This window comes from Delftia lacustris, from assembly GCF_040267515.1.
GTDB lineage: Bacteria > Pseudomonadota > Gammaproteobacteria > Burkholderiales > Burkholderiaceae_C > Comamonas > Comamonas tsuruhatensis.
The window spans coordinates 6,774,120-6,796,819 of record NZ_CP141274.1 but is presented as its reverse complement, the minus strand read 5'-3'; the positions used below and the strand labels follow the sequence as shown (position 1 = coordinate 6,796,819).

At 68.9% G+C, this 22,700-nt stretch carries 21 protein-coding genes; 9 read left to right on the top strand and 12 right to left on the bottom strand.

Translation table 11 applies throughout. From position 1 onward, the window contains the following. Positions 1-5: 5 nt before the first annotated feature. Positions 6-689, bottom strand: a complete 684-nt coding sequence (locus U6958_RS32535; protein WP_017404039.1) for a response regulator transcription factor — start codon at positions 687-689, stop codon at positions 6-8. 191 nt (positions 690-880) lie between these two features. Between U6958_RS32535 and U6958_RS32530 the strand changes: the two genes are divergently transcribed. Further along, entirely contained in the window at positions 881-1,516 is a 636-nt protein-coding gene (locus tag U6958_RS32530; protein ID WP_016449579.1) for a TetR/AcrR family transcriptional regulator, read from the top strand. A gap of 15 nt (positions 1,517-1,531) precedes the next feature. Here U6958_RS32530 and paaN read toward each other — a convergent pair whose 3' ends face one another. Then, on the bottom strand, positions 1,532-3,190 hold the full coding sequence (gene paaN, locus U6958_RS32525) for a phenylacetic acid degradation protein PaaN (RefSeq protein WP_074923604.1): 1,659 nt from the start codon (positions 3,188-3,190) through the stop codon (positions 1,532-1,534). 148 nt (positions 3,191-3,338) lie between these two features. On the opposite strand from paaN, the gene paaK reads away from it, so the two are divergent. The 6 genes from paaK to paaE are packed head-to-tail and all read left to right on the top strand — an operon-like array spanning position 3,339 to position 8,487. After that, positions 3,339-4,658, top strand: a complete 1,320-nt coding sequence (gene paaK, locus U6958_RS32520) for a phenylacetate--CoA ligase PaaK (protein ID WP_350337297.1) — start codon at positions 3,339-3,341, stop codon at positions 4,656-4,658. 45 nt (positions 4,659-4,703) lie between these two features. Further along, a complete protein-coding gene (gene paaA, locus U6958_RS32515; protein WP_074920918.1) occupies positions 4,704-5,726 on the top strand; it encodes a 1,2-phenylacetyl-CoA epoxidase subunit PaaA in 1,023 nt (340 codons plus the stop codon). Next, positions 5,723-6,028 carry a 1,2-phenylacetyl-CoA epoxidase subunit PaaB gene (gene paaB, locus U6958_RS32510; protein ID WP_016454266.1) on the top strand — a complete coding sequence of 102 codons (306 nt, stop codon included), beginning with the start codon at positions 5,723-5,725 and terminating at the stop codon, positions 6,026-6,028. Before paaA ends, paaB begins: the two co-directional genes overlap by 4 nt. Before the next feature lie 13 nt (positions 6,029-6,041). Further along, positions 6,042-6,824, top strand: a complete 783-nt coding sequence (paaC, locus tag U6958_RS32505; protein ID WP_016449339.1) for a 1,2-phenylacetyl-CoA epoxidase subunit PaaC — start codon at positions 6,042-6,044, stop codon at positions 6,822-6,824. Next, the gene (paaD, locus tag U6958_RS32500) at positions 6,824-7,393 is read left to right on the top strand and encodes a 1,2-phenylacetyl-CoA epoxidase subunit PaaD (RefSeq protein WP_016449340.1); all 570 of its coding nucleotides are present in this window, start codon (positions 6,824-6,826) and stop codon (positions 7,391-7,393) included. The genes paaC and paaD overlap by 1 nt, the downstream gene beginning before the upstream one ends. Beyond that, entirely contained in the window at positions 7,390-8,487 is a 1,098-nt protein-coding gene (gene paaE / locus U6958_RS32495) for a 1,2-phenylacetyl-CoA epoxidase subunit PaaE (protein WP_016449341.1), read from the top strand. Before paaD ends, paaE begins: the two co-directional genes overlap by 4 nt. Positions 8,488-8,520: 33 nt before the next feature. Here paaE and U6958_RS32490 read toward each other — a convergent pair whose 3' ends face one another. The 6 genes from U6958_RS32490 to U6958_RS32465 form a co-directional block, all read right to left on the bottom strand. Beyond that, positions 8,521-9,213, bottom strand: a complete 693-nt coding sequence (locus U6958_RS32490; protein WP_047328038.1) for a hypothetical protein — start codon at positions 9,211-9,213, stop codon at positions 8,521-8,523. Positions 9,214-9,215: 2 nt separating this feature from the next. After that, positions 9,216-9,524: a hypothetical protein gene (locus U6958_RS32485; protein WP_244160438.1), complete on the bottom strand. Its 309-nt coding sequence runs from the start codon at positions 9,522-9,524 to the stop codon at positions 9,216-9,218. Between the two features lie 396 nt (positions 9,525-9,920). Then, positions 9,921-11,375 carry a SulP family inorganic anion transporter gene (locus U6958_RS32480; protein ID WP_244160437.1) on the bottom strand — a complete coding sequence of 485 codons (1,455 nt, stop codon included), beginning with the start codon at positions 11,373-11,375 and terminating at the stop codon, positions 9,921-9,923. A gap of 326 nt (positions 11,376-11,701) precedes the next feature. Next, positions 11,702-12,199: a hypothetical protein gene (locus tag U6958_RS32475; protein ID WP_074920915.1), complete on the bottom strand. Its 498-nt coding sequence runs from the start codon at positions 12,197-12,199 to the stop codon at positions 11,702-11,704. Positions 12,200-12,285: 86 nt separating this feature from the next. Beyond that, positions 12,286-12,852: a single-stranded DNA-binding protein gene (gene ssb, locus U6958_RS32470; RefSeq protein WP_016449346.1), complete on the bottom strand. Its 567-nt coding sequence runs from the start codon at positions 12,850-12,852 to the stop codon at positions 12,286-12,288. 159 nt (positions 12,853-13,011) lie between these two features. After that, a complete protein-coding gene (locus tag U6958_RS32465; protein ID WP_034348262.1) occupies positions 13,012-14,187 on the bottom strand; it encodes an MFS transporter in 1,176 nt (391 codons plus the stop codon). Positions 14,188-14,460: 273 nt separating this feature from the next. Between U6958_RS32465 and uvrA the strand changes: the two genes are divergently transcribed. Continuing rightward, positions 14,461-17,568, top strand: coding sequence for an excinuclease ABC subunit UvrA (uvrA, locus tag U6958_RS32460; RefSeq protein WP_016449348.1), 3,108 nt, complete (start codon positions 14,461-14,463; stop codon positions 17,566-17,568). 8 nt (positions 17,569-17,576) lie between these two features. Next, a complete protein-coding gene (locus tag U6958_RS32455; protein WP_074920914.1) occupies positions 17,577-18,731 on the top strand; it encodes an FAD-binding oxidoreductase in 1,155 nt (384 codons plus the stop codon). A gap of 3 nt (positions 18,732-18,734) precedes the next feature. On the opposite strand, the gene U6958_RS32450 is transcribed toward U6958_RS32455, so the two are convergent. The 4 genes from U6958_RS32450 to pyrF form a co-directional block, all read right to left on the bottom strand. Then, the gene (locus tag U6958_RS32450; RefSeq protein WP_074920913.1) at positions 18,735-19,712 is read right to left on the bottom strand and encodes a succinylglutamate desuccinylase/aspartoacylase family protein; all 978 of its coding nucleotides are present in this window, start codon (positions 19,710-19,712) and stop codon (positions 18,735-18,737) included. A gap of 7 nt (positions 19,713-19,719) precedes the next feature. Continuing rightward, positions 19,720-20,703, bottom strand: a complete 984-nt coding sequence (locus U6958_RS32445) for a tripartite tricarboxylate transporter substrate binding protein (protein ID WP_016449351.1) — start codon at positions 20,701-20,703, stop codon at positions 19,720-19,722. Between the two features lie 155 nt (positions 20,704-20,858). Further along, complete coding sequence (locus U6958_RS32440) at positions 20,859-21,764, bottom strand: LysR family transcriptional regulator (protein WP_034366206.1); 906 nt, start codon at positions 21,762-21,764, stop codon at positions 20,859-20,861. A 20-nt stretch (positions 21,765-21,784) separates the two neighbouring features. Continuing rightward, positions 21,785-22,612, bottom strand: a complete 828-nt coding sequence (pyrF, locus tag U6958_RS32435) for an orotidine-5'-phosphate decarboxylase (RefSeq protein ID WP_016449352.1) — start codon at positions 22,610-22,612, stop codon at positions 21,785-21,787. Positions 22,613-22,700: the final 88 nt, after the last annotated feature.

Genomic DNA, 22,700 nt, shown 5'->3' with positions numbered 1-22,700 from the left:
GGCCGTCAGCCCAGCAATCCGCGCACGCGTGCCGTGTTGACGGCGCGCGTGCGCGAGGACACGGCCAGCTTGCGGTAGATGTGCTTGATGTGGCATTCCACCGTGTAGCGCGACAGGTGCAGCTGCTCGGCGATCTCGCGGTTGGTCAGGCCATCGGCCACCAGGCGCAGGATCTGGCTTTCGCGCGCGCTCAGCGTGGACTCGGTGCCGCTGCTCTCCGGCGTGGCCGGTGCCGCGCCCTGCAGCTCGGCGATCACGCGGCGCGCGATGAAGGGGTCGATGGGGGCGCCGCCGCGCAGCACGCTGCGGATGGACAGCGACACTTCCAGGTCGTCGCGCTCCTTGAGCACATAGCCGGTGGCGCCTGCGCGCAGCGCCGCGAGGATGGCGTCCTCCGTGCTCCAGGCCGAGATCACCAGGATGCCCACGGCCGGGTCTGCGCTGCGCATCTCGGCGATCAGGTCGATGCCGCTGCCGTCGGGCAGGCCCAGGTCCACCAGAGCCAGCGCCACGGGCTCGGCCAGGCAGGCGCGGGCCTGGGCCTGGGAGCCGGCGAACAGCAGGGCATCGGGCGTGTAGCCCAGCTGGCCCAGCACGGACTGCAGCCGCTGGCGGATCAGCGGCTCGTCCTCCACCACCAGCACCGGGGCCGGAAGCGTGGACTCTGGGACAAGCAGGTGGGCGGGCATGGAAAAGGCGTGCGCAGCGGCGGGCGTAAAAAGGGGCAGGATGGCCGCCCGACTGTGGGCGAAGCCCGCATCTTTGCATATCCCTGAAAACTGGTAATCGCGGGGGCGCGCGCCGCTGCGCCGTCCATAATTCCGGCCCGGGCCGCACGGGCGGACCCTGGCAACGACATCTACCGAAAGGACGCCGCCGCATGGCACGCGTACGTGACCCTGCTGGCTACGATGGCCAGCGTGAAATGATCCTCTCCCACGCCGCCCAGTTGTTCGCGCAGCGCGGCTATGCGGGCACCTCCATGAACGAGGTGGCTGCGGCCTGCGGCGTCTCCAAGGCCACGCTCTACCACTATGTGCTCGACAAGCACGACCTGGCCGTGCGCATTGCCGAAGAGCATGTGCTGCGCCTCGAAGCCCTGGTCAACGACACCCTGCAGGCCCATGCCGATCCCGAGCAGCGCCTGCATGCGCTGATCCGCGGCTTCGGCCAGGAGTACGCCCAGGCCCAGAATGCCCACCGCGTGCTGACCGAGGACGTGCGCTTCCTGCGCGAGGAAGACCAGCAGCGCATCCTGGACGTGGAGCGCCGCGTGGTCGCGGCCTTTGCGCAGACCATTGCCCAGGTGCGCGGCGAGCCCGCCGACAGCGCCCTGGGCAAGCCCCTGGCCATGCTGCTGTTCGGCATGATCAACTGGACCTTCACCTGGCTCAAGCCGGGCGGCACGCTGGACCATGACGCCATTGGCACCATGGTGTCCCAGCTGTTCTTCGGCGGCGTGCGCGCGGTCAGCGTGCCGGACGCCAAGAAGCCGCGCAAGGCCCGCCAGGCCTAGGCTCGGCCCGGTCCATCACCACCTGCGCTGCACGACCACGAAGCGGTCGGCCACGAAGGCCAGCGTGGTGTAGCTGGCATTGGCCGCGGGATTGCCGCCCGTGGCATGGAAGTCGGAAAAACCGGCCGACTGGTTGACCATCACGCCCTGCGTGAGGTTGATGGACAGGGCCACGCGCGAGCGCAGCGCCGAGGCCGCCACGGCATCGACGAAGGCCGCATCCGTGGAGTACAGGCCCAGCGTCATCGCGCCATGCGCGCGCACGCTGCGCTCGGCCAGCTCGCGCGCGGCCTGGGCCGAGGGCACGGCCACCAGGTAGGAGACGGGGCCGAAGCATTCGCGCTCGTAGATGGCGGCGTCCGCCACGTCCAGCGCGCGCAGCGCGGGCGTGCGCACCTCGGCCTGCGGGTACTCGGGATGGGTGAGCTTTTGCGAGACGCGCACGGCGCGGCCCACGGTGGCGGCCTGTTCCACGCGCTCCACGGTCTGGGCAGAGCCTATGGCGCCCAGCACGGTGAAGGCCACCTTGGGATCGGCCAGCAACTGGTCGATGGCGGCGGCCAGATCGGCGCCGACCTGCTCGAAGCTCTTGTGGCCCTGGTCAGTCTCTATGCCGCCGGCCGGAACCAGCAGGTTCTGCGTGGTGGTGCACATCTGGCCGCTGTACAGCGACAGTGACAGGGCCAGATTGCGCAGCATGCCTGCGTAGGCATCGGTGGACTCGATCACCACCAGGTTCACGCCGGCCATCTCGGCATACAGGCGTGCCTGCGGCGCGTTGGACTGCAGCCACTGGCCGAAGGCATTGCCGCCCGTGAAGTCGATGGAGGCCACGGCCGCATGCGTGGCCAGGGCCTGGGTCAATTCGGGCTTGTCGCTCACGGCCAGGGTGACGAGGTTGGGGTCCAGGCCCTGCTCGGTCAGCACATCGCGCAGCACGCTCACGGTGAGCGCAGCAGGCAGCACGGCGTTGGGGTGGGGCTTGACGATCACGGGGTTGCCCGTGGCCAGCGCGGCGAACAGGCCCGGGTAGGTGTTCCAGGTCGGGAAGGTGGCGCAGCCGATGACCAGGGCCACGCCACGCCCCACGATCTCGAAGCGCTTGTGCAGCACGGCGGGCGCATGCTTGCCCTGGGGCTTTTCCCAGACGGCCTCGGCAGGCACGTCGGCCATGGCCTTCCAGGCCACGGCAATGGCTTCCAGGGCGCGGTCCTGGGCATGGGGGCCGCCGGCCTGGAAGGCCATCATCGCGCCCTGGCCCGTGGTCAGCATCACCGCATGCGCGATCTCGAAGCTGCGCTGGTGGATGCGCGTCAGCGCCTCCAGCAGCACGCCGGTGCGGCCCTGGGGTCCGAGCGCCTGCCATGCGGGCTCGGCCGCCTGGGCGGCATCCACCAGCGCCTGGGCATCGCACTCGGGGTAGCGGATGTCCAGGGCCACGCCATAGGGCGATTGCTCGGTGGCCACGCGGGCGCGTTCACCGGGCTGGCGCAGCGGATAGTCCTTGCCGAACAGCGCCTGCACGGCGGCGTGGCCCTGGGCCTGCGCGGTCTCGCCATACACCTTGGGCGAGGGCGCTTCGGGGAAGGGCGACCAGTGGCCCCGGCGGGACAGGGCCTGCAGCGCGTCGTCGAGCAGAGGGCGGTGGCGTTCGTAGAGGGCGTGGGCGGGCATGGGATGTCTCCTGGTTTGGAATGTGGCGTCGCTATCAGGGTTAGTACCGGACAACAAGCCTTGTTGCTCAAGAAAGCTGCATCTTATAATCCTACCGTCCGGTCGGTCAATTATTCTGAACCCCTTGCCTCACGACGCCAGAACCCCGATGAACAAAGACCTGCGCCCCGCCCCCGGCGAACTCGATCCCATCGAAACCGCCAGCCGCGACGAGATCGCCTCGTTGCAGCTGCAGCGCCTGCGCTGGTCGCTGCAGCATGCCTACGACAACGTGCCGCACTACCGCCGCGCCTTCGATGAGAAGGGCGTGCACCCCTCCGATCTGCGCACGCTGTCCGACCTGGCCCGCTTTCCCTTCACCACCAAGAAGGACCTGCGCGAGAACTACCCGTTCGGCATGTTCGCCGTGCCGCGCCAGAAGGTGGCGCGCGTGCATGCCTCCTCGGGCACCACGGGCAAGCCCACGGTCGTGGGCTACACGTTGAATGACATCGACAGCTGGGCGAACCTGGTGGCGCGCTCCATCCGCGCGGCGGGCGGGCGGCCCGGCGACATGGTGCATGTGGCCTACGGCTACGGCCTGTTCACGGGCGGCCTGGGCGCCCACTACGGAGCCGAGCGCGCGGGCTGCACCGTGGTGCCCATGTCGGGCGGGCAGACCGAAAAGCAGGTGCAGCTGATCCAGGATTTCCGGCCCGACATCATCATGGTCACGCCCAGCTACATGCAGGTGATCGTGGAGGAGATGCAGCGCCAGGGGATGGACCCGCGCGAGAGCTCGCTCAAGATCGGCATCTTCGGCGCCGAGCCCTGGACCGAGGCCATGCGCCGCGAGATCGAGGGCAAGGCGGGGCTGGATGCCGTGGACATCTACGGCCTGTCCGAAGTCATGGGCCCGGGCGTGGCCAGCGAATGCGTGGAAAGCAAGGACGGGCCGGTGATCTGGGAAGACCATTTCTACCCCGAGATCATCGACCCGGACACGGGCGAGGTGCTGCCCGACGGCAGCGAGGGCGAGCTGGTCTTCACGTCGCTGTCCAAGGAGGCCATGCCCATCGTGCGCTACCGCACACGGGACCTGACGCGGCTGCTGGCGCCGACCTCGCGCAGCTTCCGGCGCATGGGCAAGATCGTGGGTCGCAGCGACGACATGATGATCATCCGCGGCGTCAACGTCTTTCCGACCCAGATCGAGGAAATCGTGCTGGCCAATGCCAGCCTCACGGGCCTGTACCAGATGCACATCAGCCGTGAAGGCCTGCTGGACACCGTCGAGGTGCACTGCGAGCTGCAGCCGCAGCGGCGCGGCCTGGGCGATGCCGAGCGCGGCGAGATCGCGCAGTGGGTGCAGCAGCGCATCAAGACCCTGGTGGGCATTTCCACGGCGGTGCGCGTCTTCGATCCCGACACCATCGAGCGCACGCAGACCGGCAAGGCCCGGCGCGTGTACGACAGGCGGCCGCGCTGAGGCACCGCCGGCCGTCGTCAACCATTTCATTGAAGGAGATCGCACATGTATACCCAGGCCATGGACACCATGGGCAAGGAAGCGGGCGATGGCGGCAAGGCCGTGCGCTCGGCCGACGAAATGCGCCTGCAGCAGCGCTTTGACGAGCGCATCGATGCCGGCGAATTCATCGAGGCCAAGGACTGGATGCCCGAAAACTACCGCAAGACGCTGCTGCGCCAGATCAGCCAGCACGCGCACAGCGAGATCGTCGGCATGCTGCCCGAGGGCAACTGGATCAGCCGCGCGCCCACGCTCAAGCGCAAGGCCATCCTGCTGGCCAAGGTGCAGGACGAGGGCGGCCATGGCCTGTACCTCTACGCGGCCGCCGAGACGCTGGGCAGCAGCCGCGACCAGATGCTGCACGCGCTGCACACGGGCAAGGCCAAGTACAGCTCCATCTTCAACTACCCCACGCTGACCTGGGCCGACATGGGCACCATCGGCTGGCTGGTGGATGGCGCGGCCATCATGAACCAGGTGCCCATCTGCCGCTGCTCCTATGCACCCTATGCGCGTGCCATGGTGCGCATCTGCCGCGAGGAGAGCTTTCACCAGCGCCAGGGCTACGAGGCGCTGCTGACCATGATGCAGCAGGGCACCGAGGCGCAGAAGGCCATGGTGCAGGACGCCGTCAACCGCTGGTGGTGGCCGTCCATCATGATGTTCGGCCCGCCCGACGACCAGTCGCCCAACAGCGCGCAGTCCATGCGCTGGGGCATCAAGCGCATCTCCAACGACGCGCTGCGCCAGAAGTTCATCGACGCCACGGTGGACCAGGCCAAGGTGCTGGGCGTCACCCTGCCCGATCCCGACCTGAAATGGAACGAGGCCCGCCAGGCCCATGACCATGGCCCCATCGACTGGGACGAGTTCTGGCGCGTGATCGCCGGAGACGGCCCCTGCAACCGCGAGCGCCTGGGCGCACGCGTCAAGGCCTGGGACGAAGGCGCCTGGGTGCGCGAGGCCGCCCTGGCCCATGCCCGCAAGCAGACACAGAGAAACCAGACCCGCAAGGAGGCCGCATGACCACCGTCGAACAGAACATCACCAACGAATGGCCGCTGTGGGAAGTCTTCGTCCGCAGCAAGGCCGGCCTGGACCACAAGCACTGCGGCAGCCTGCATGCGGCCGACCCGCAGATGGCGCTGCAGATGGCGCGCGATGTCTACACGCGGCGCCAGGAGGGCGTGAGCGTCTGGGTGGTGCGCTCGGACCAGATCGTGGCCAGCGACCCCGGCGACAAGGACATGTTCTTCGACCCGGCCCAGGACAAGGTCTACCGCCATCCGACCTTCTACCAGCTGCCGCCCTCGGTGGACCACATGTGAGCGGGGTGCAGCCATGACCGCCTCCGCCTCCTCCATCTCCATCGACGCCCGCCCCGAGGTGCAGTACCTGCTGCGCCTGGGCGATACCTGCCTGATCCTGGCCCAGCGCCTGGGCCAGTGGTGCGGCCACGCGCCCATCCTCGAAGAGGACATCGCCATGACCAACATGGCGCTGGACCTGGTCGGCCAGGCGCGTGCGCTGCTCACGCGCGCCGGCCAGCTCGAAGGCCGCGCGCACGACGAGGACCAGCTCGCCTTTCTGCGCGACGAGCGCGACTACTTCAACGCCACGCTGGCTGAGCTGCCGCGCGGCGACTTCGCCTTCACCGTGCTGCGCAACGCCATGGCCGCCACCTGGCTGCGCCTGATGTGGGAGCGCCTGGTGCACTCCAGCGACGCCGAGCTGGCCGCCATCGCCGCCAAGGCGCTCAAGGAGGCGCGCTACCACGAGCAGCACGCGGGCGACTGGGTGGTGCGCCTGGGCGACGGCACCGAGGAATCGCGCCAGCGCATGGAGGCGGCGCTGGCCCAGCTGTGGCGCTATGCGGCCGAGCTGTTCACCGACGACGCCACGGACGCCGCCGCGCGCGCCAGCGGCCTGGGCCCGGCCTGGTCCGAGCTGCGCGAGCCCTGGCAGGCCGAAATGGCCGCCCTGCTGCAGGAGGCCACGCTGGACATGCCGGCCGAATCCGCCTTCCGCAGCACGGGCCGCAACGGCGTGCACAGCGAGCACATGGGCTTCATTCTGGCCGAGATGCAGCACCTGCAGCGCGCCTATCCGGGCGGGGTGTGGTGATGGCTGCCGCACGGCTGGTGGCCGTCACATCCGCCTCGGCCGAGCGCGAGCGCCTGGCCTGGGCCGCGCTGCAGGACGTGCCTGATCCCGAGGTGCCCGTGATCTCGGTCTGCGAGCTGGGCATCGTGCGCGAGGTCCATGCCCTGCCCGAAGGCCAGGGCATGGAGATCGTGCTCACGCCCACCTACTCGGGCTGCCCGGCCACCGAGGTCATCGAGCGCAGCGTGCTCGAGGCCATCGAGGCCGCCGGCCTGGGCCCCGCGCGCGCCGTGCTGCGCCGCGCCCCGGCCTGGACCACGGACTGGATCAGCGACGACGGCCGGCGCAAGCTGCGCGAATACGGCATCGCGCCGCCCGGGCGCTGTGGCGACGCCGGCCTGCCGGAGGGCACTTCGCCCATCCGCCTGGTGCGCCGCCGCCAGGGCATTGCCGTGCCCGAGCCCGTTGCCTGCCCGCACTGCGGCAGCGCGCACACCGAGCGGCTGTCGGCCTTCGGCGCCACGGCCTGCAAGGCCCTGCACCGCTGCCTGGACTGCCGCGAACCCTTCGAACACTTCAAGCCGATATGACCACGACCACGATGTTCCACCCGCTGCGCGTGCGCAGCATTGCGCCCGACACGGCCGAGGCCGTGGTCGTCTCCTTCGACGTGCCGCCCGCGCTGCGCGAGGTCTTCGGGTTCACCCAGGGCCAGTACCTGACGCTGCGCCACCAGATCGACGGCCAGGACCTGCGCCGCAGCTACTCCATCTGCGCAGGCGTGGATGACGGCGAGCTGCGCGTGGGCGTGCGCAAGGTGCGCGGCGGCCAGTTCTCCAACTGGATCAACGAGCATCTGCGCCCCGGCGACACGCTGCAGGTCATGGCGCCCCAGGGCCGCTTCTTCGTGCCCATCGAGCCCGGGGCCGCGCGCCACCATGTGGGCATCGCCGGCGGCAGCGGCATCACGCCCATCCTGTCCATCATGAAGACCGTGCTGGCGCGCGAGCCCGCCAGCCGCTTCACGCTGATCTACGGCAACCGCCAGCTGCAGTCCACCATGTTCAAGGAGGAGATCGAGGACCTCAAGAACCGCTACATGTCGCGGCTGTCGCTGCAGCATGTGTTCTCGGACGAGCACACCGACCTGCCGCTGAACATGGGCGTGATGGACCGAGCCAAGATCGCCGAATTCCTGCAGGGCGTGGTGCCGGCCGCGCACATCGACCATGTCTACATCTGCGGACCCTTCCAGATGAACGACGAGGCCGAGGCCGCCCTGCTGGCCGCCGGCGTGCCCGAGGAGCGCATCCACATCGAGCGCTTCGGCGTGGCCCTGCCGGCCGCAGGCCAGGGCACGGTGGGCGCCGTGGTGCACGAGGCCCAGCCCGGCGACGCCGCCACCGCCCGCATCACCCTGGTGCGCGACGGCCTCTCGCGCGAGATCCCCTTCACGCGCGGCCAGGCCAGCATCCTGGACGCGGCCTCCTCGGCCGGGCTGGAAGTGCCCTATTCCTGCACCTCGGGCGTCTGCGGCACCTGCCGCGCCAAGGTGGTCGAGGGCGAGGTGCGCATGGAGCGCAACTTCGCCCTCGACAAGAACGAGGTCGCCTGCGGCTTTGTCCTGACCTGCCAGGCGCATCCGCTGACCGAGCGCGTGGTGCTGTCGTTCGATGAGCGGTGAGGGCGCCTGCGTTCTGGCGCAGGGCAGGAAGACTCAGGGAAACAGTGTCGAAAGCATGTGCTTTGGCACTGGCAGCCCATCAGATGCTTCGATGAAATGCAGACCCTTGGATGCGGGCTGTATGGACTGAAACGCGGAAGGAAAGCGCGGCAGCTGCACATGGTGCTTGCTCTTGCATTCCTCGCAGGCGTGGAACTGCGGCTGGAAGACTTTGTTTTTATGGCTTCCCACGGGACCGTTGGCATCCCAGACGGCCAGCGATGCCTCGGTGGAAACCGGCCTGCACAGATTCTTCCAGTCCAGTGCCCCGTGCACGACCATGTAAAAGCCAATCAGGTTGGAAACCAGGTCTTCCTGGCTGAATCCACTGTCTGTGAGGAGCGACATGGATGCCTGCAGGCTCTCGAAGCCCATGGAAACCTCCATGAATATGGCCAGGGCCACGGAGCGCTTCGCTGAAAGAGACAGGCCTTTCTTGACGAGATAGAACTTGGCAAATTCCTGGGTCAGGCCAAAGCGCCCCATGGATTGCTTGTATTGAATCAGATGGCTGTCGGAGTGACCGGGAATCCCGATGCCGCGCTCATGCAGTATGTCTTTCCAGAGATAGGCCGCACTGGCGTAGCGATTGCGATGGCTCTCGACCGATTGGAGGTGGCCCAGGTCAATCCATCCGCAGTTGCAGGTATAGATAAGTCTTCGGGGTATGTGGGATCTGCTGGACATGTTCAGTCGTAATGGGTGAGCGTGACCTTGCACAGGCCTGTTGCGATTGCCTGGGTGACCGCCAGTACGGCAACTTCGCCGGCCGATGACGCGTATTGCGCGTATTGGACAAGGCGCTCTCCCTCGGGGACAAACGATGCGGCGGCATTTCCGGCATCGATGGATCTCTGGTGGAAATCCTTCTGGCGCAGGTAGCTGGTGAGGGCCGCAGTGGCCTCGGTGATGTCCTTGGCGCTGGTCTCGAAGGTTATCTCGGACTGCGGTGGCTTGTTGCCATCACCGACGGAGCCGAAGTAGGTGGGCTGCGCCATCGTCCCTGTCGCTGGCGCATTGCGTATCAGGGAAGAGATGCCTACGTAATATCTGAGCGATCCCCGCTCAGGCGAGTAGTCCTCCTGGGAGATGAGAAATCCATACACGGCCAACCAGGATGCGGATGCGGCAAAGACCAGGAGGACAAGGCCCAAGATAACGGATCTGAGTCGCATGGAAGAGATGGAAGGGGTTCGGGGAGGTGACAGCGGTCCAGATCCTAAATGAGCGGGCTGAAATCTTTATTTCAAAAGAGTAACTCTTTGAAATAGAGAATTTTCTGAATGACCCATTCGATATTTGACGGATTTCTCTTTGCGAAAGAGCAGACCGCGTCTGCCCCAGGAAAGCAAGCGGTCTGCCAGCGCAGGGAAACCATGCCCGGGGCAGGTTTCCTACTCGATGCCGATATCCAGCCGCGACACCAGTGCCCGGCCGTGTTCGTTCAGGCCCGTCACCTCGACCGTGCTGCCGTGCTTGCGCAGGCGCTGGCAGACCTTGTCCAGCGCATTGACGGCCGTGATGTCCCAGAAATGGGCGTTGGTCAGTTCGATGCGCACGGGCCGGCCTTCGATGTCCCGCACGTCGAAGGCATCGACCAGCTGATCGGCCGAGGCAAAGAAGACCTGGCCCGAGACGCGGTAGGTCAGGCCTGCGCCGTCCTGCGTCTTCTCGACGGACAGCAGCCTTGAGACCTTGAAGGTGAAGAACACCCCGCTGAGCAGCACGCCGACGCCCACGCCGGCGGCCAGGTTGTCCGTGGCCACGGTGACCACCACGGTGGCCAGCATCACGGCGCTGGACAGCTTGGGGTGCCTGAGCAGGGCGCGGGCCGATCCCCAGTCCAGCGTGGAGGCCGACACCATCACCATGATGGCCACCAGCGCCGCCACCGGCACCTGCGACACCCAGGGCTTGAGCAGCACCATCAGGATGAGCAGGAAGGCGCCCGCGAACAGCGTGGACAGCCGGCCGCGGCCGCCGTAGCGCACATTGCCCACGGTCTGGCCGATCATGGCGCAGCCGGCAATGCCGCCGAACAGGCTGGCCGCGATGTTGGCCACGCCGATGCCGCTGCACTCGCGGTTCTTGGAGCTGGGCGTGTCCGTGAGTTCATCGACCACGCTGGCCGTCATCATGGACTCCAGCAATCCCACCATGGCGATCGCCAGCGCGGGCAGGGCGATCAGGCGCAGCGTCTCCAGCGACCACGGCACCTGCGGCAGCCCGAAGCTGGGCAGGCCGTCCGGCAGCAGGCCCAGGTCGGCGACCGTCTTCAGGGGCAGGTCCAGCCAATGCGCCGCCACCGTCAGCACCACGATGCAGACCAGGGGCGAGGGCACAGCCGTGGTCAGCCGGGGCAGGCCGTAGATGATCAGCAGGCCGGCGCCCACCATGGCCCAGGTGGCGGCATTGGCGCCGATCAGGTGCGGCATCTGGGCCGAGAAGATCAGGATGGCCAGCGCATTGACGAAGCCCGTGCGCACCGAGCCCGACACATAGCGCATCAGCACGCCCAGGCGCAGCAGGCCGAACAGGATCTGCACGGCCCCCGCAAGAATGCCGGCCGCAAAAAGATACTGCACGCCATGGGCATGCACCAGCGGAGCGGCCACCAGGGCGACCGAGCCCGCAGCCGCCGACACCATGGCCGGGCGCGCGCCCGTGAAGGCGATGACGATGCTGATGATGAAGGAGGCGAACAGCCCGACGGCAGGATCGACGCCAGCCACGAAGGAAAAGGCGATGACCTCGGGGATCAGCGCAAAGGTGGCCACGGCGCCGGCCATGAGCTCGCGCGGAATGCTGGGCGCCCACTCGGCGCGAAAGGGATGGGGGTGTTTCGACATGGAAATGACCAGCCCCGCCGCGCTGGGTGTGGCAGGGCGGGGCAGGATTTTGTAGACGGGAATGAACATGCCGGGCGTCGGGCGATGCCCGAAACAACCTGGCGGCTTGTACGGTTCGACCGTGCTACGGCGGCGCCAGGCGGGTGCAGCCCGAGCGCCGGCTCTGCGAGCCGCGCGCGATGCGGGCCAGCGTGAAGCTGTGAAGGCGTGCGGCATCGCGGCTGCGCGCTTGGCGAGCCTCGGGTTGACGGTGCCGGTGGACTGAAATCACGGGCGCGATTGTACGAGGGGGTGCTGCCTGCCGTGGGATGGACCCCTGGCCGCAATCAGTCGTAGTGCGCCATGGTGGCGCGGTAGCGCACAGGGCCTTGCTCGGCCGACGAGGCCTGCACCACTTCCACGTAGACGACTTGGCCCGAAGCCGCCGTGTACCTGCCATGGCGAACGCGCCGCCCCATGCCGTAGGAGGGGGCGGGCGTTTCGTTGTCCGCAGTCCGGGAATAGCCTTTGCCGAGCAGGTAGGCATCGAAGGCGTGCGTGGCGGGGCCAATGCTTGCGAACTCCACGTCATAGGACACCAGGCCGTGTGGCGGCTTGTTGCCGTCGCCCACGGTGCCGAAGTACTCCGCCTTGCCCAGCGCGCCCACCAGCGGCGCATGGCGCACCAGGGACGAGATGCCGATGTAGTAGGTGAAGCTGCCGGGCTCGGGCGTGTAGTCCTCCTGCGAGATCAGGCAGAGGGCTGCAGCCAGCCAGCCGAACACGGCCAGCGGCAGGCACAGGACAAGACTCCACAACAGGGTTCTGGCACGCGGCAGGGGCATGGGATTTGTCGTCGGGCGCCTGGAAAAACAAAACCCGCTTTCCGGGGAAAGCGGGTCTGGATGCTCAAGAACCTTGATGGTCCGAATCAAAACGGAATGTCGTCATCCATGTCGTCAAAGCCCGAGGCTGCGCGCTGCGGCGGGGGTGCCATGGGTGCGGGGGCGGGGCGCTGGGCAGGGGCCTGGCGCGGGGCGGGCGCTGCCATGGGGGCAGGGGCCGGGCGGCGCTGTTGCTGCTGGGGAGGGGCGTCGTAGCCGCTGTCGCCATAGCCTTCATCGCCATAGCCGCCGCCTTGCTGGCCACCGCCGCCGCCTTGGCGGCTGCCCAGCATCTGCATGGTGTCGGCGCGGATTTCGGTGGCGTAGCGTTCCTGGCCGGAGGCCTGGTCGGTCCACTTGCGCGTGCGCAGGCTGCCTTCGACATAGACCTGGCTGCCCTTGCGCAGGTACTGGCCCACGATTTCGGCCAGGCGGCCGTTGAAGACCACGCGGTGCCACTCGGTGGCTTCCTTGTTCTCGCCCGTGTTCTTGTCGCGCCAGCGGTCGGTGGTGGCGATGGTCACGTTGGCCACCTGGTCGCCACTCGGGAAGGTGCGCATTTCGGGGTCGCGCCCGAGGTTGCCGACGATGATGACCTTGTTGACGGATGCCATGAGTGAAATACCTTTACAGAGAGAAGTGGCCCGGGCATAGAAGGATGGATCCCGGGCCAGACGCGCCATTGTGCCGCAAGCCGTCCGCCGTTGGCAGGGGGCGGATATGCCGGTGCAGCGGCTGGCTGCAGCAGTTTGTAACCGTCGGAAAACTGCCGTTCAGCCGTGGCGGCCCACGGGGCGCAGCGGCCAGGTGACGACCAGCCACAGCACGGCCAGGACGCTCGTCAGGGTGAACAGGCCCGGCATGCCGGCCCATTTGGCGACGGCGCCGCCCAGCGCGCCGCCTGCGAACAGGCCCAGCGATTGCAGCGTGTTGTAGGCGCCCAGCGCCGCGCCGCGCAGCGGAGCCGGCGCCATGCGCGAGACCAGGCTGGGCTGGGTGGCCTCCAGCGCGTTGAAGCCGCAGAAGAACACGAACATCAGCACGGCCATGGCCCACAGCGGCGGCTGCGTGCCGCCGGCCGCCAGCAGGCCCAGGCCGATCTGCACGAGGGTGATCAGGGCGATGGCGCCCAGCAGGGCCGCGCGCAGGCGCCCGCGCCGCTCCATGGCGAACAGGCCGCCCATGGCGGCGAAGGACAGCACCACGGCCGGCAGGTAGACATGCCAGTGCGCCTGCTTGTCCAGGCCTGCCTGCACCAGCATGGCGGGCACGGCCACCCACATGGACATCTGCACGGTGTGCAGCACGAAGACGCCCAGGTTCAGGCGCACCAGGTCGCCATGGCGCCACAGCTCGGCCATGCGGCCGCGCGGCTGGTCGGCGTGGCGCGCGGGCTCGGGCGGGACGACCCAGAGCACGACGGCAATGCCCGCCAGCGCCAGGGCGCAGGTCAGGCCGAAGATGCCGGGCAGCCCGCCCCAGGCCGCCAGCAAGGGGCTGAGCACCAGGGCCAGCGCGAACATGAGGCCGATGCTGCCGCCCACCATGGCCATGGCCTTGGTGCGCACGCTGTCGCGCGTGAGGTCGGCCAGCAGCGCGGTCACGGCGGCCGAGACGGCGCCCGCGCCCTGCAGGCCCCGGCCCCACATCAGGCCCAGCAGTGAGTCGGCCGTGGCCGCCAGCAGGCTGCCCGCGGCAAAGACCAGCAGCCCGGCGACGATGACGCGCTTGCGCCCGAAGCGGTCCGAAGCCAGGCCCAGCGGCAGCTGGAACACGGCCTGGGTGAGCCCGTACAGGCCCATGGCCAGGCCGATCATGGCCGGATCATCCCCGCCCGGGTATTTGCGCGCCTCCAGCGCGAACACCGGCAGCACCAGGAACAGGCCCAGCATGCGCAGCGCAAAGATCAGCGCCAGGCTGGCGCTGGATCGGCGTTCCTGCGAGGTCATGCGGCCCGATGCGGCCGAGGAGGGGGCTGGCGCCTGGGCGCCGTGGACGGGTGTGGGGGAATCGAGCACGGGGTGCACTGTTGTGGGGGCAAGCAATCCGCCATTCTCGCCCATAGGCCGGCGCTGCGGGGTGGCTGGGTTATGCAAGGCAGTGCAAGACAGTTTTGTGAAGGGGCGCCGCAGAAGGCCCTGCCGCCCCGCAGACCGAGCCGCCATGCGGTGGCGCGGGTTCTGACCTATCATGGCGGGTTCGCCTTCGCAGGGGTTTTCCCGATGCCTGGTTCCCACACGATTTCCGAAGACGGCGGCCTGGACCGGGCCGCCGACTCCCGCTCCCAGCCCGACGGCCGCTACCTCGGCCAGGCGCTGGCGCAGTCACGCATCGCCATCCGCGGTGCGCGCACGCACAACCTCAAGAACATCGACCTGGACATTCCGCGCAACCGGCTGGTGGTGATCACCGGGCTGTCGGGCTCGGGCAAGTCCAGCCTGGCCTTCGACACCCTGTACGCCGAGGGCCAGCGCCGCTATGTGGAGAGCCTGTCGGCCTATGCGCGCCAGTTCCTGGGGCGGCTGGACAAGCCCGATGTGGACCTGATCGAGGGCCTGTCGCCCGCCATCAGCATCGAGCAGAAGGCCACCAGCCACAACCCGCGCTCCACCGTGGGCACGGTGACCGAGATCAACGACTACCTGCGCCTGCTGTTCGCACGCGCCGGCACGCCCTACTGCCCCGACCACAACCTGCCGCTGCAGTCCCAGACCATCAGCCAGATGGTGGATGCGGCCCTGGCCCTGCCCGAGGACACGCGCCTCATGGTGCTGGGGCCGCTGGCGCGCAACAAGAAGGGCGAGTTCGCCGAGCTGTTCGCGCAGATGCAGGCCCAGGGCTATGTGCGCTTTCGCATCGACGGCAAGATCCACGAGTCCCATTCCCTGCCCGCGCTGGAGAAGAACGAGCGCCACGACATCGACGTGGTGATCGACCGCCTCAAGGTGCGTGCCGACGCCCAGCAGCGCCTGGCCGAGAGCTTCGAGGCCGCCCTGCGCGCGGGCGGCGCCGACGCCGGCGGCCGCGTGATCGCCCTGGAGATGGACAGCGGCAAGGAGCACCTCTTCAGCGCCAAGTTCGCCTGCCCGCTGTGCAGCTATTCGCTGCCCGAGCTGGAGCCGCGCCTGTTCTCGTTCAACTCGCCCATGGGCGCCTGCCCGGGCTGCGACGGCCTGGGCTGCACGGAGTCCTTCGATCCCGAGCGCGTGGTGGCCTTTCCCACGCTGAGCCTGGCCAGCGGCGCCGTCAAGGGCTGGGACCGGCGCAACGGCTACTACTTCTCCATGCTGGAGAGCGTGGCGCGCCACTATGGCGCCGATGTGGAGCTGCCCTTCGAGGAGCTGCCCGAGAAGGTGCGCAACGTGATGCTGTGGGGCTCGGGCGAGGAGGAAATGCCCTTCACCTATGTCTTCGACAGCGGTGCGCGCAAGGGCGAGACCCTGGTCAAGAGCCATCCCTTCGAGGGCATCATCCCCAACATCACGCGGCGCTGGCGCGAGACCGAGTCCAGCGTGGTGCGCGACGACCTGGCGCGGCTGCGCAGCGTCGCCGTCTGCCCCGACTGCGGCGGCACGCGGCTGCGCCGCGAGGCGCGCTTCGTGCGCATCGGCGAGGGCGAGCAGGCCCGCGCCATCTACGAGGTGGGCCATGCCACGCTGGCCGAGGCCCATGCCTGGTGCGCGTCCCTGCAGCTGTCGGGCGCCAAGGCGGAGATCGCGGGCAAGGTGGTGCGCGAGATCGCCTCGCGCCTGCTGTTCCTCAACGACGTGGGCCTGAGCTACCTGAGCCTGGAGCGCGGGGCCGACACGCTGTCCGGCGGCGAGGCCCAGCGCATCCGCCTGGCCAGCCAGATCGGCAGCGGCCTGACGGGCGTGATGTATGTGCTGGACGAGCCCAGCATCGGATTGCACCAGCGCGACAACGACAAGCTCATCGGCACGCTGCAGCACCTGCGCGACATCGGCAACAGCGTCATCGTGGTCGAGCACGACGAGGACATGATGCGCGCGGCCGACCAGATCATCGACCTGGGGCCGGGCGCGGGCGTGCATGGCGGCCGCGTCATGGCCCAGGGCAGCTACGAAGAGGTGCGCGCCAACCCCGATTCGCCCACGGGCCGCTACCTGGCGGGCACCCAGCGCATCGAAGTGCCTGCGCGGCGCACGCCCTGGCAGCCCGTGGTCGAGGCGCCGGCTGAGGGCGAGGTCCGGTCTCCTGCCAAGGGCTTCCCCGCACGCACGGGCCAGCATCCGGCCGAGGCCGGTGCGGCTGCGCCGCAACTGCAGGCCCTGCGCGTGGTGGGGGCACGCGGCCACAACCTCAAGGGCGTGACGGCGGACTTTCCCGTGGGCCTGCTGACCTGCGTGACCGGCGTCTCGGGCTCGGGCAAGAGCACCCTGGTCAACGACACGCTCTATACCGAGGCCGCGCGCCAGATCCACCGTGCCGGCGGCGAGGCCGCGCCGCACGACGACATCATCGGCATGGGCTATTTCGACAAGGTCATCAATGTGGACCAGTCGCCCATAGGCCGCACGCCGCGCAGCAACCCGGCCACCTACACGGGCCTGTTCACGCCCATCCGCGACCTGATGGCCGAGACCAACACCGCCAAGGAGCGCGGCTACGGCCCCGGGCGCTTCTCCTTCAACGTGGCCGGCGGCCGCTGCGAGGCCTGCCAGGGCGACGGCGTGGTCAAGGTGGAGATGCACTTCCTGCCCGATGTCTACGTGCCCTGCGACATCTGCAACGGCCAGCGCTACAACCGCGAGACGCTGGAGGTGCAGTGGAAGGGCCGCAACATCTCCCAGATCCTGGAGATGACGGTGGAGGACGCCCATGCCTTCTTCAAGGACGTGCCCACCATCGCCCGCAAGCTGCAGACCCTGCTGGACGTGGGCCTGTCCTATATCCGGCTGGGCCAGAGCGCGACCACGCTGTCGGGCGGCGAGGCGCAGCGCGTCAAGCTGGCCCAGGAGCTGTCCAAGCGCGACACGGGGCGCACGCTCTACATCCTGGACGAGCCCACGACGGGCCTGCACTTCGCCGACATCGCCCTGCTGCTCAAGGTGCTGCAGCAGCTGCGCGATGCGGGCAACACCATCGTGGTCATCGAACACAACCTGGACGTGATCAAGACGGCCGACTGGATCATCGACATGGGCCCCGAAGGCGGCTCGGGCGGCGGCCAGGTGGTGGCCACGGGCACGCCCGAGGACGTGGCGGCCAACCCGGCCAGCCATACGGGGCGCTACCTGCGGCCCTATCTGGAGGCAGCGTCGGTGTCGGCTCCTGCAGCGGCCAAGGCTGGTCGCCGGAAAGCACAGTGAGGCCGGCCATGGACAGCAGCATCCTTGATTTCGTGGTGGTGGGCGCGGGCATGGCCGGTGCCTCGGTGGCCTGGCAGCTGGCGCGCGATGGCGGCGCCTCGGTGCTGGTGCTGGAGCGCGAATCCCAGCCCGGCTACCACAGCACGGGCCGCTCGGCCGCGCTGTATGAGGAGCACTATGGCCCGCTGCAAGTCCAGGCGCTGACGCGCGCCAGCCGCGCCTTCTACGAGCAGCCGCCGCAGGGCTTTGTGCAGGCGCCCATCCTGGCGCCGCGCGGCGTGCTCTATGTGGGCACGGCCGCGCAGAAGGACCTGCTCGATGCCGCCCATGCCGAGGCGCTCCTGCACTCGCCCCAGGCGCGGCGCCTGGGCCCCGATGAACTCAAGGCCCTGGTGCCCTGCCTGAACACCACGCTGCTGGTCGATGGCTTTGCGGACGACGGCGCGCGCGACATCGACGTGCATGGCCTGCACCAGGGATTCCTGCGCGGCCTGCGCCAGTGCGGCGGCGAGCTGCGCTGCAGCGCCGAGGTCCGTGCGCTGGCGCATGCCGCAGGTGTCTGGACCGTGGACCTGGCCGACGGCAGCCAGGTGCGCGCGCGCTGCGTGGTCAACGCGGCCGGCGCCTGGGCCGATGCGCTGGGCGCACTGGCGGGCGCAGCGCCCATCGGCCTGGTGCCCAAGCGGCGCAGTGCCTTCACCTTTGCCGTGCCCGACGGCATGGACGCCGCGCACTGGCCCGCCGTGATCAGCGCCGACGAGGGCTTTTACTTCAAGCCCGATGCAGGCCAGCTGCTGGGCTCGCCCGCCAACGCCGACCCCGTGGCGCCGCAGGACGTGGCGCCCGAGGAGCTGGACGTGGCCACGGGCATCTGGCGCATCGAGGAAGTGACCACGCTGCAGATCCGCCGCCCCTCCCACACCTGGGCCGGGCTGCGCAGCTTTGTGGCCGACGGCGAGATGGCCATTGGCTGGGATGCCTCGCCTGCGCCGCTGCCGGGCTTTTTCTGGGTGGCCGCCCAGGGCGGCTACGGCATACAGAGCGCCTTCGGCTACAGCCTGCTGGCGCGCAACCTGCTGCGCGGCGAGCCGCTGGATGCGCGCCTGGCCGCGCAGGGCGTGCAGCCTGAACGGCTGTCGCCTGCGCGCTGCCAGCGCCCCTGAGGCTCAGAGCGGCGAGCGCCGCGCAAAGCGCACCACGGTCACGCCCGCGCGCGCCTGGCGCACCGAGGGCATGACCAGCACGCAGTCGCCATAGGGCGTGATCACCGGCTCGCCATCGTTGTCGCCGATCACCGTGCCGGCCTTCTCGAAGCGCTCCAGTCCCGTGAACGGCGCCGTGAAGCAAAAGCCGCTGCTCTTGGCCACCACGGGCGCCGTGACTTCCAGCGCCCACTGGGCCGGTGCGTCGGCCTGCTTCCAGCCGGGCAGGGCGGCGTGCAGCGCGCCGTTGTCGAAGATGGCGGCCACTTCGAGGAAGCGCAGGCATTGGTCGTGCGCCACGTCGCGGCTGGCCAGATCGCCGTGGAAGCCGCATTCGATCAGCAGCGAGCGCGAGTCGCCGGCCTCGGCGTCGGGCAGGCCGAAGCGCCCGTAGTCGCGCAGCCGCGTGCCGTCCTTGTGGCCGGCATCCACGACGATGTTCGCCGGCGCACCCATCTGGCGTGCCAGATCGCGGTTGCGCGGCTGCATGCCGGTCAGCAGCAGCGGGGCCGAGGGCTCGTGCATGGAATGCAGGTCCAGCAGCCAGTCGGCCTGCTGCACGAAGGGGCGCAGCGCGGCGGCGCGGCGGCGTTCGCGGGTGCTGCCCTCGTCGATGCGTGCGTCTATCCACTGGCGGTTCATGTCCTCGTCCACGAAGCGCGAGGCATCGTGGCTGGCCGCGTCGAAGCGGTCGAAGGCATCGAGGTTGGCCAGCACCAGGGTCAGGCGGCCGTTGTCCAGCGCCAGGCCGTTGTGCAGGGCCTGAAGCAGCCCGGACACGGCCCAGGCGCCGCAGATCTCGTTGCCGTGCACCAGCGCGGAAATCATCACGTGGCGGCCCGGGCGTCCCGAGTCGAATTGCCACACGCCCTCGGTACCGGTATTGCCTGCGCGCCAGGCGCTCAGGTCGGGCAGGGGAAGGTCAAATCGCAAAGCGTCCATGGCTGGCTCAGTTCTCGATGTGGGCAAATTGGACGATCTTGGTGTACTTGGCGATCTCGGCGTTGATGTACTTACCGGCATCGGTCTTGGGATCGGCCACGACCGAGCCCGACTCTTCCATCTTCTTGCGGAACTCGGGCGAGGCCATGGTCTCGTCCAGCGCCTTCTTGACCTTGGCGGCCACGGGTGCGGGCAGGCCCTTGGGCGCCATCAGCGCGAACCAGACGTTGATGTCCACGTTCTTGTACTGGGGCAGCTCGGACAGGGCCGGGATGTCGGGCGTGATGGCCGAGCGCTTGGCCTCCGTCGTGCCCAGAGCGATGACCTTGCCCGCGCGGATCTGGGGCAGTCCCGAGGACAGCACGAACATGCCGAACTCGATGTTGTTGCCCACTAGGTCCGTGGTCAGGGGCGCCACGCCACGGTAGGGGATGTGGGTCATGTGCAGCTTGCCCTGCTCCTTGACCATCTCGCCGGCCAGGTGCAGTGCCGTGCCCACGCCCGAGCTGCCGTAGCTGAACTTGCCCGGGTTCTTGGCCACCAGGGCGCTGAACTCGGCGGCGGTCTTCACGCCGGCCTTCTGCGAGGCCACCAGCACCATGGGCTGGGAGCCGATCATGCCGATGGGCGTGAAGTCGCCGATGGAGTACTTGATGCTCTTGTTGATCAGCCGGGCGATGGCCAGCTCGTTGTTGGCGCCCACGAACAGCGTGTAGCCGTCGGGCGTGGCCTTGACGGCCTTTTGCGCGCCGATGGCGCCGCCTGCGCCGCCCAGGTTTTCCACCACTACGGGCTGGCCCAGGCGCGAGGCCAGGCCATCGGCCACGAAGCGGCCCACCAGGTCGGTGCTGCCGCCGGCGGGGTAGCCCACGATCATGGTGATGGCGCGGTTGGGGTAGCTGGCGGCGTCGTCGGCGAAGGCGCTGCCGGTGGCGGCGATCAGCAGGCCGCAGGCCAGGGCGGTGCGGCGCAGGAGGGAGTTGCTGGGCATGGGGTTATTCCTGAAATGTATGAGATTGATTGTGCGAAGGACTTCCCAGGCATTTGGTGCTGATTCGGCACGAGGCGGAGCCATTGCAGCACCAAAACCCGCTTGTTCCACAGCGCGGTGCGGGTTTGCACCAGGAGGGCGCATGCATGCACCCGTCAGGCGCCCGTGATGTCGCTCCAGAACTGCTCGGCCGCGGGGCCCAGGTGGCGCTTGGGACGGTACAGGCGCACGTCGAAGTGCACCTCCAGGCCCGGGTCGCCGGCCACGGCCAGGCGGCCGGCCTGGCAGTCGCCGCGCACCATGGACCACGGCATCCAGGCCAGGCCCAGGCCGCGCAGCACGTATTCGTAGTGGGCGTCGGCCGAGTCGCAGTCCACGCAGCGGCGCAGGCGCGGCGCCAGCGGATGCCGGGCCAGGTGGTCTTCCACCAGCCGGCCCAGGGCCATGCTGTGGGAGAAGGCGAGGTAGGGCACGGGAGCGACGGACTGGTGGCTGGCCGACAGCTCGTACAGCGGGCGGCCCCGGGCATCGGCGCGGGCCACGGGCACCAGCCTGTCCTGCATCACCGTCAGGTAGCTGAACTGGCGGCCGTCCAGGCGCACGCCAATGGCGGCGTGGTGGTAGACCAGCGTGAAGCTGACTTCGCCGCGCTGCAGCATGGCCACGGTCTCGTCCAGCGTGCGTGTGACCACGCGCAGCTCGGCCGTCTGCAGCACGCTGCCGTGGCGCGTCAGCCAGTCGGCCACGATGGTGCGCGCCAGCGTGCGCCCCGTGGCCAGGGTGATCACGCGGGCCTGGCGCCCGGCCACGGCCTGCAGTTCATCGTGCGACTGGGCCAGCGTGCGCACCAGTTGCTCGGCCGTGTCGCGGAAGGCTTCGCCGGCCGGCGTCAGCCGCACGGGGCCGCCGCCGGGCTCGACCAGGGGCGTGCCGGCCCAGGCCTCCAGCGCGCGGATGCGCCGCCCGAAGGCCGGATGGGTGACATGGCGCAGCTCGGCCGCGCGCGTGAAGCTGCGCTCCTGGGCCAGCAGCAGGAAGTCTTCCAGCCATTTGCCTTGCATGGCCGGGCTTCCCTGCCGTCTCAGGCGGCGGCTGCGTCTTGCAGCGTCTGGCGCGTGGCCTGGGCGGCGGTGCGCGCGGCGGCAGCGAAGTCGTCGCCCTGCGATGCATAGAGCACCGCACGCGAGGAATTGATGATGATGGGGCCGCCGCCGATGCGCGCCGCCTTGACCGTGGCCACGGCATCGCCCCCCTGGGCGCCCACGCCGGGAATCAGCAGCGGCAGCGAGGGCGCGAATTCACGCACGCGCTCGATTTCCTGCGGGCGCGTGGCGCCCACCACCAGGCCGAGCTGGCCGTTGGTGTTCCAGGGGCCTTGCGCCAGGCGCGCCACATGCTCGAACAGGTGGGGCTGGCCCGGCAGGTCGGCCAGGCGCTGGGCCTGCAGGTCGTCGCCGCCGGGGTTGGAGGTGCGGCACAGCAGGAAGGCGCCCTTGCCCTCGTACTGCAGGTAGGGCGTGATGGAGTCGAAGCCCATGAAGGGCGACAGGGTCACGGCGTCGGCGCCGTAGCGCTCGAAGGCTTCCTTGGCGTACTGCTCGGCGGTGGAGCCGATGTCGCCGCGCTTGGCGTCCAGGATGATGGGCACATGGGGCGCGACGGCGCGCATGTGGGCCATGAGCTTTTCCAGCTGGTCTTCGGCGCGGTGGGCCGCGAAGTAGGCGATCTGGGGCTTGAAGGAGTTCACCAGGTCGGCCGTGGCCTCGACGATGGCGGCGCAGAATTCGTAGATTTTGCTTGCATCGCCGCGCATGGCCGCAGGAAAGCGGCTGGGTTCGGGGTCCAGGCCCACGCACAGCATGGATTGGTTCTGGGCGGTGGCATTGCGCAGCATGTCGAGAAAGGTCATGGGGCGCGATTTTAGCGATCGGCCCTTCCCGGGGCCTGTCGCCGGGCATCCAGCGGGTTTGGCGGCCCATGGGCACAATCGGCGGCCT

What these genes read in the sequence shown, in the direction of transcription:
- U6958_RS32535 (WP_017404039.1), bottom strand. Translation starts at nt 689, where the DNA reads ATGCCCGCCCACCTGCTTGTCCCAGAGTCCACGCTTCCGGCCCCGGTG.
- U6958_RS32530 (WP_016449579.1), top strand. Translation starts at nt 881, where the DNA reads ATGGCACGCGTACGTGACCCTGCTGGCTACGATGGCCAGCGTGAAATG.
- paaN (WP_074923604.1), bottom strand. Translation starts at nt 3,190, where the DNA reads ATGCCCGCCCACGCCCTCTACGAACGCCACCGCCCTCTGCTCGACGAC.
- paaK (WP_350337297.1), top strand. Translation starts at nt 3,339, where the DNA reads ATGAACAAAGACCTGCGCCCCGCCCCCGGCGAACTCGATCCCATCGAA.
- paaA (WP_074920918.1), top strand. Translation starts at nt 4,704, where the DNA reads ATGTATACCCAGGCCATGGACACCATGGGCAAGGAAGCGGGCGATGGC.
- paaB (WP_016454266.1), top strand. Translation starts at nt 5,723, where the DNA reads ATGACCACCGTCGAACAGAACATCACCAACGAATGGCCGCTGTGGGAA.
- paaC (WP_016449339.1), top strand. Translation starts at nt 6,042, where the DNA reads ATGACCGCCTCCGCCTCCTCCATCTCCATCGACGCCCGCCCCGAGGTG.
- paaD (WP_016449340.1), top strand. Translation starts at nt 6,824, where the DNA reads ATGGCTGCCGCACGGCTGGTGGCCGTCACATCCGCCTCGGCCGAGCGC.
- paaE (WP_016449341.1), top strand. Translation starts at nt 7,390, where the DNA reads ATGACCACGACCACGATGTTCCACCCGCTGCGCGTGCGCAGCATTGCG.
- U6958_RS32490 (WP_047328038.1), bottom strand. Translation starts at nt 9,213, where the DNA reads ATGTCCAGCAGATCCCACATACCCCGAAGACTTATCTATACCTGCAAC.
- U6958_RS32485 (WP_244160438.1), bottom strand. Translation starts at nt 9,524, where the DNA reads ATGGCGCAGCCCACCTACTTCGGCTCCGTCGGTGATGGCAACAAGCCA.
- U6958_RS32480 (WP_244160437.1), bottom strand. Translation starts at nt 11,375, where the DNA reads ATGTCGAAACACCCCCATCCCTTTCGCGCCGAGTGGGCGCCCAGCATT.
- U6958_RS32475 (WP_074920915.1), bottom strand. Translation starts at nt 12,199, where the DNA reads ATGCCCCTGCCGCGTGCCAGAACCCTGTTGTGGAGTCTTGTCCTGTGC.
- ssb (WP_016449346.1), bottom strand. Translation starts at nt 12,852, where the DNA reads ATGGCATCCGTCAACAAGGTCATCATCGTCGGCAACCTCGGGCGCGAC.
- U6958_RS32465 (WP_034348262.1), bottom strand. Translation starts at nt 14,187, where the DNA reads ATGACCTCGCAGGAACGCCGATCCAGCGCCAGCCTGGCGCTGATCTTT.
- uvrA (WP_016449348.1), top strand. Translation starts at nt 14,461, where the DNA reads ATGCCTGGTTCCCACACGATTTCCGAAGACGGCGGCCTGGACCGGGCC.
- U6958_RS32455 (WP_074920914.1), top strand. Translation starts at nt 17,577, where the DNA reads ATGGACAGCAGCATCCTTGATTTCGTGGTGGTGGGCGCGGGCATGGCC.
- U6958_RS32450 (WP_074920913.1), bottom strand. Translation starts at nt 19,712, where the DNA reads ATGGACGCTTTGCGATTTGACCTTCCCCTGCCCGACCTGAGCGCCTGG.
- U6958_RS32445 (WP_016449351.1), bottom strand. Translation starts at nt 20,703, where the DNA reads ATGCCCAGCAACTCCCTCCTGCGCCGCACCGCCCTGGCCTGCGGCCTG.
- U6958_RS32440 (WP_034366206.1), bottom strand. Translation starts at nt 21,764, where the DNA reads ATGCAAGGCAAATGGCTGGAAGACTTCCTGCTGCTGGCCCAGGAGCGC.
- pyrF (WP_016449352.1), bottom strand. Translation starts at nt 22,612, where the DNA reads ATGACCTTTCTCGACATGCTGCGCAATGCCACCGCCCAGAACCAATCC.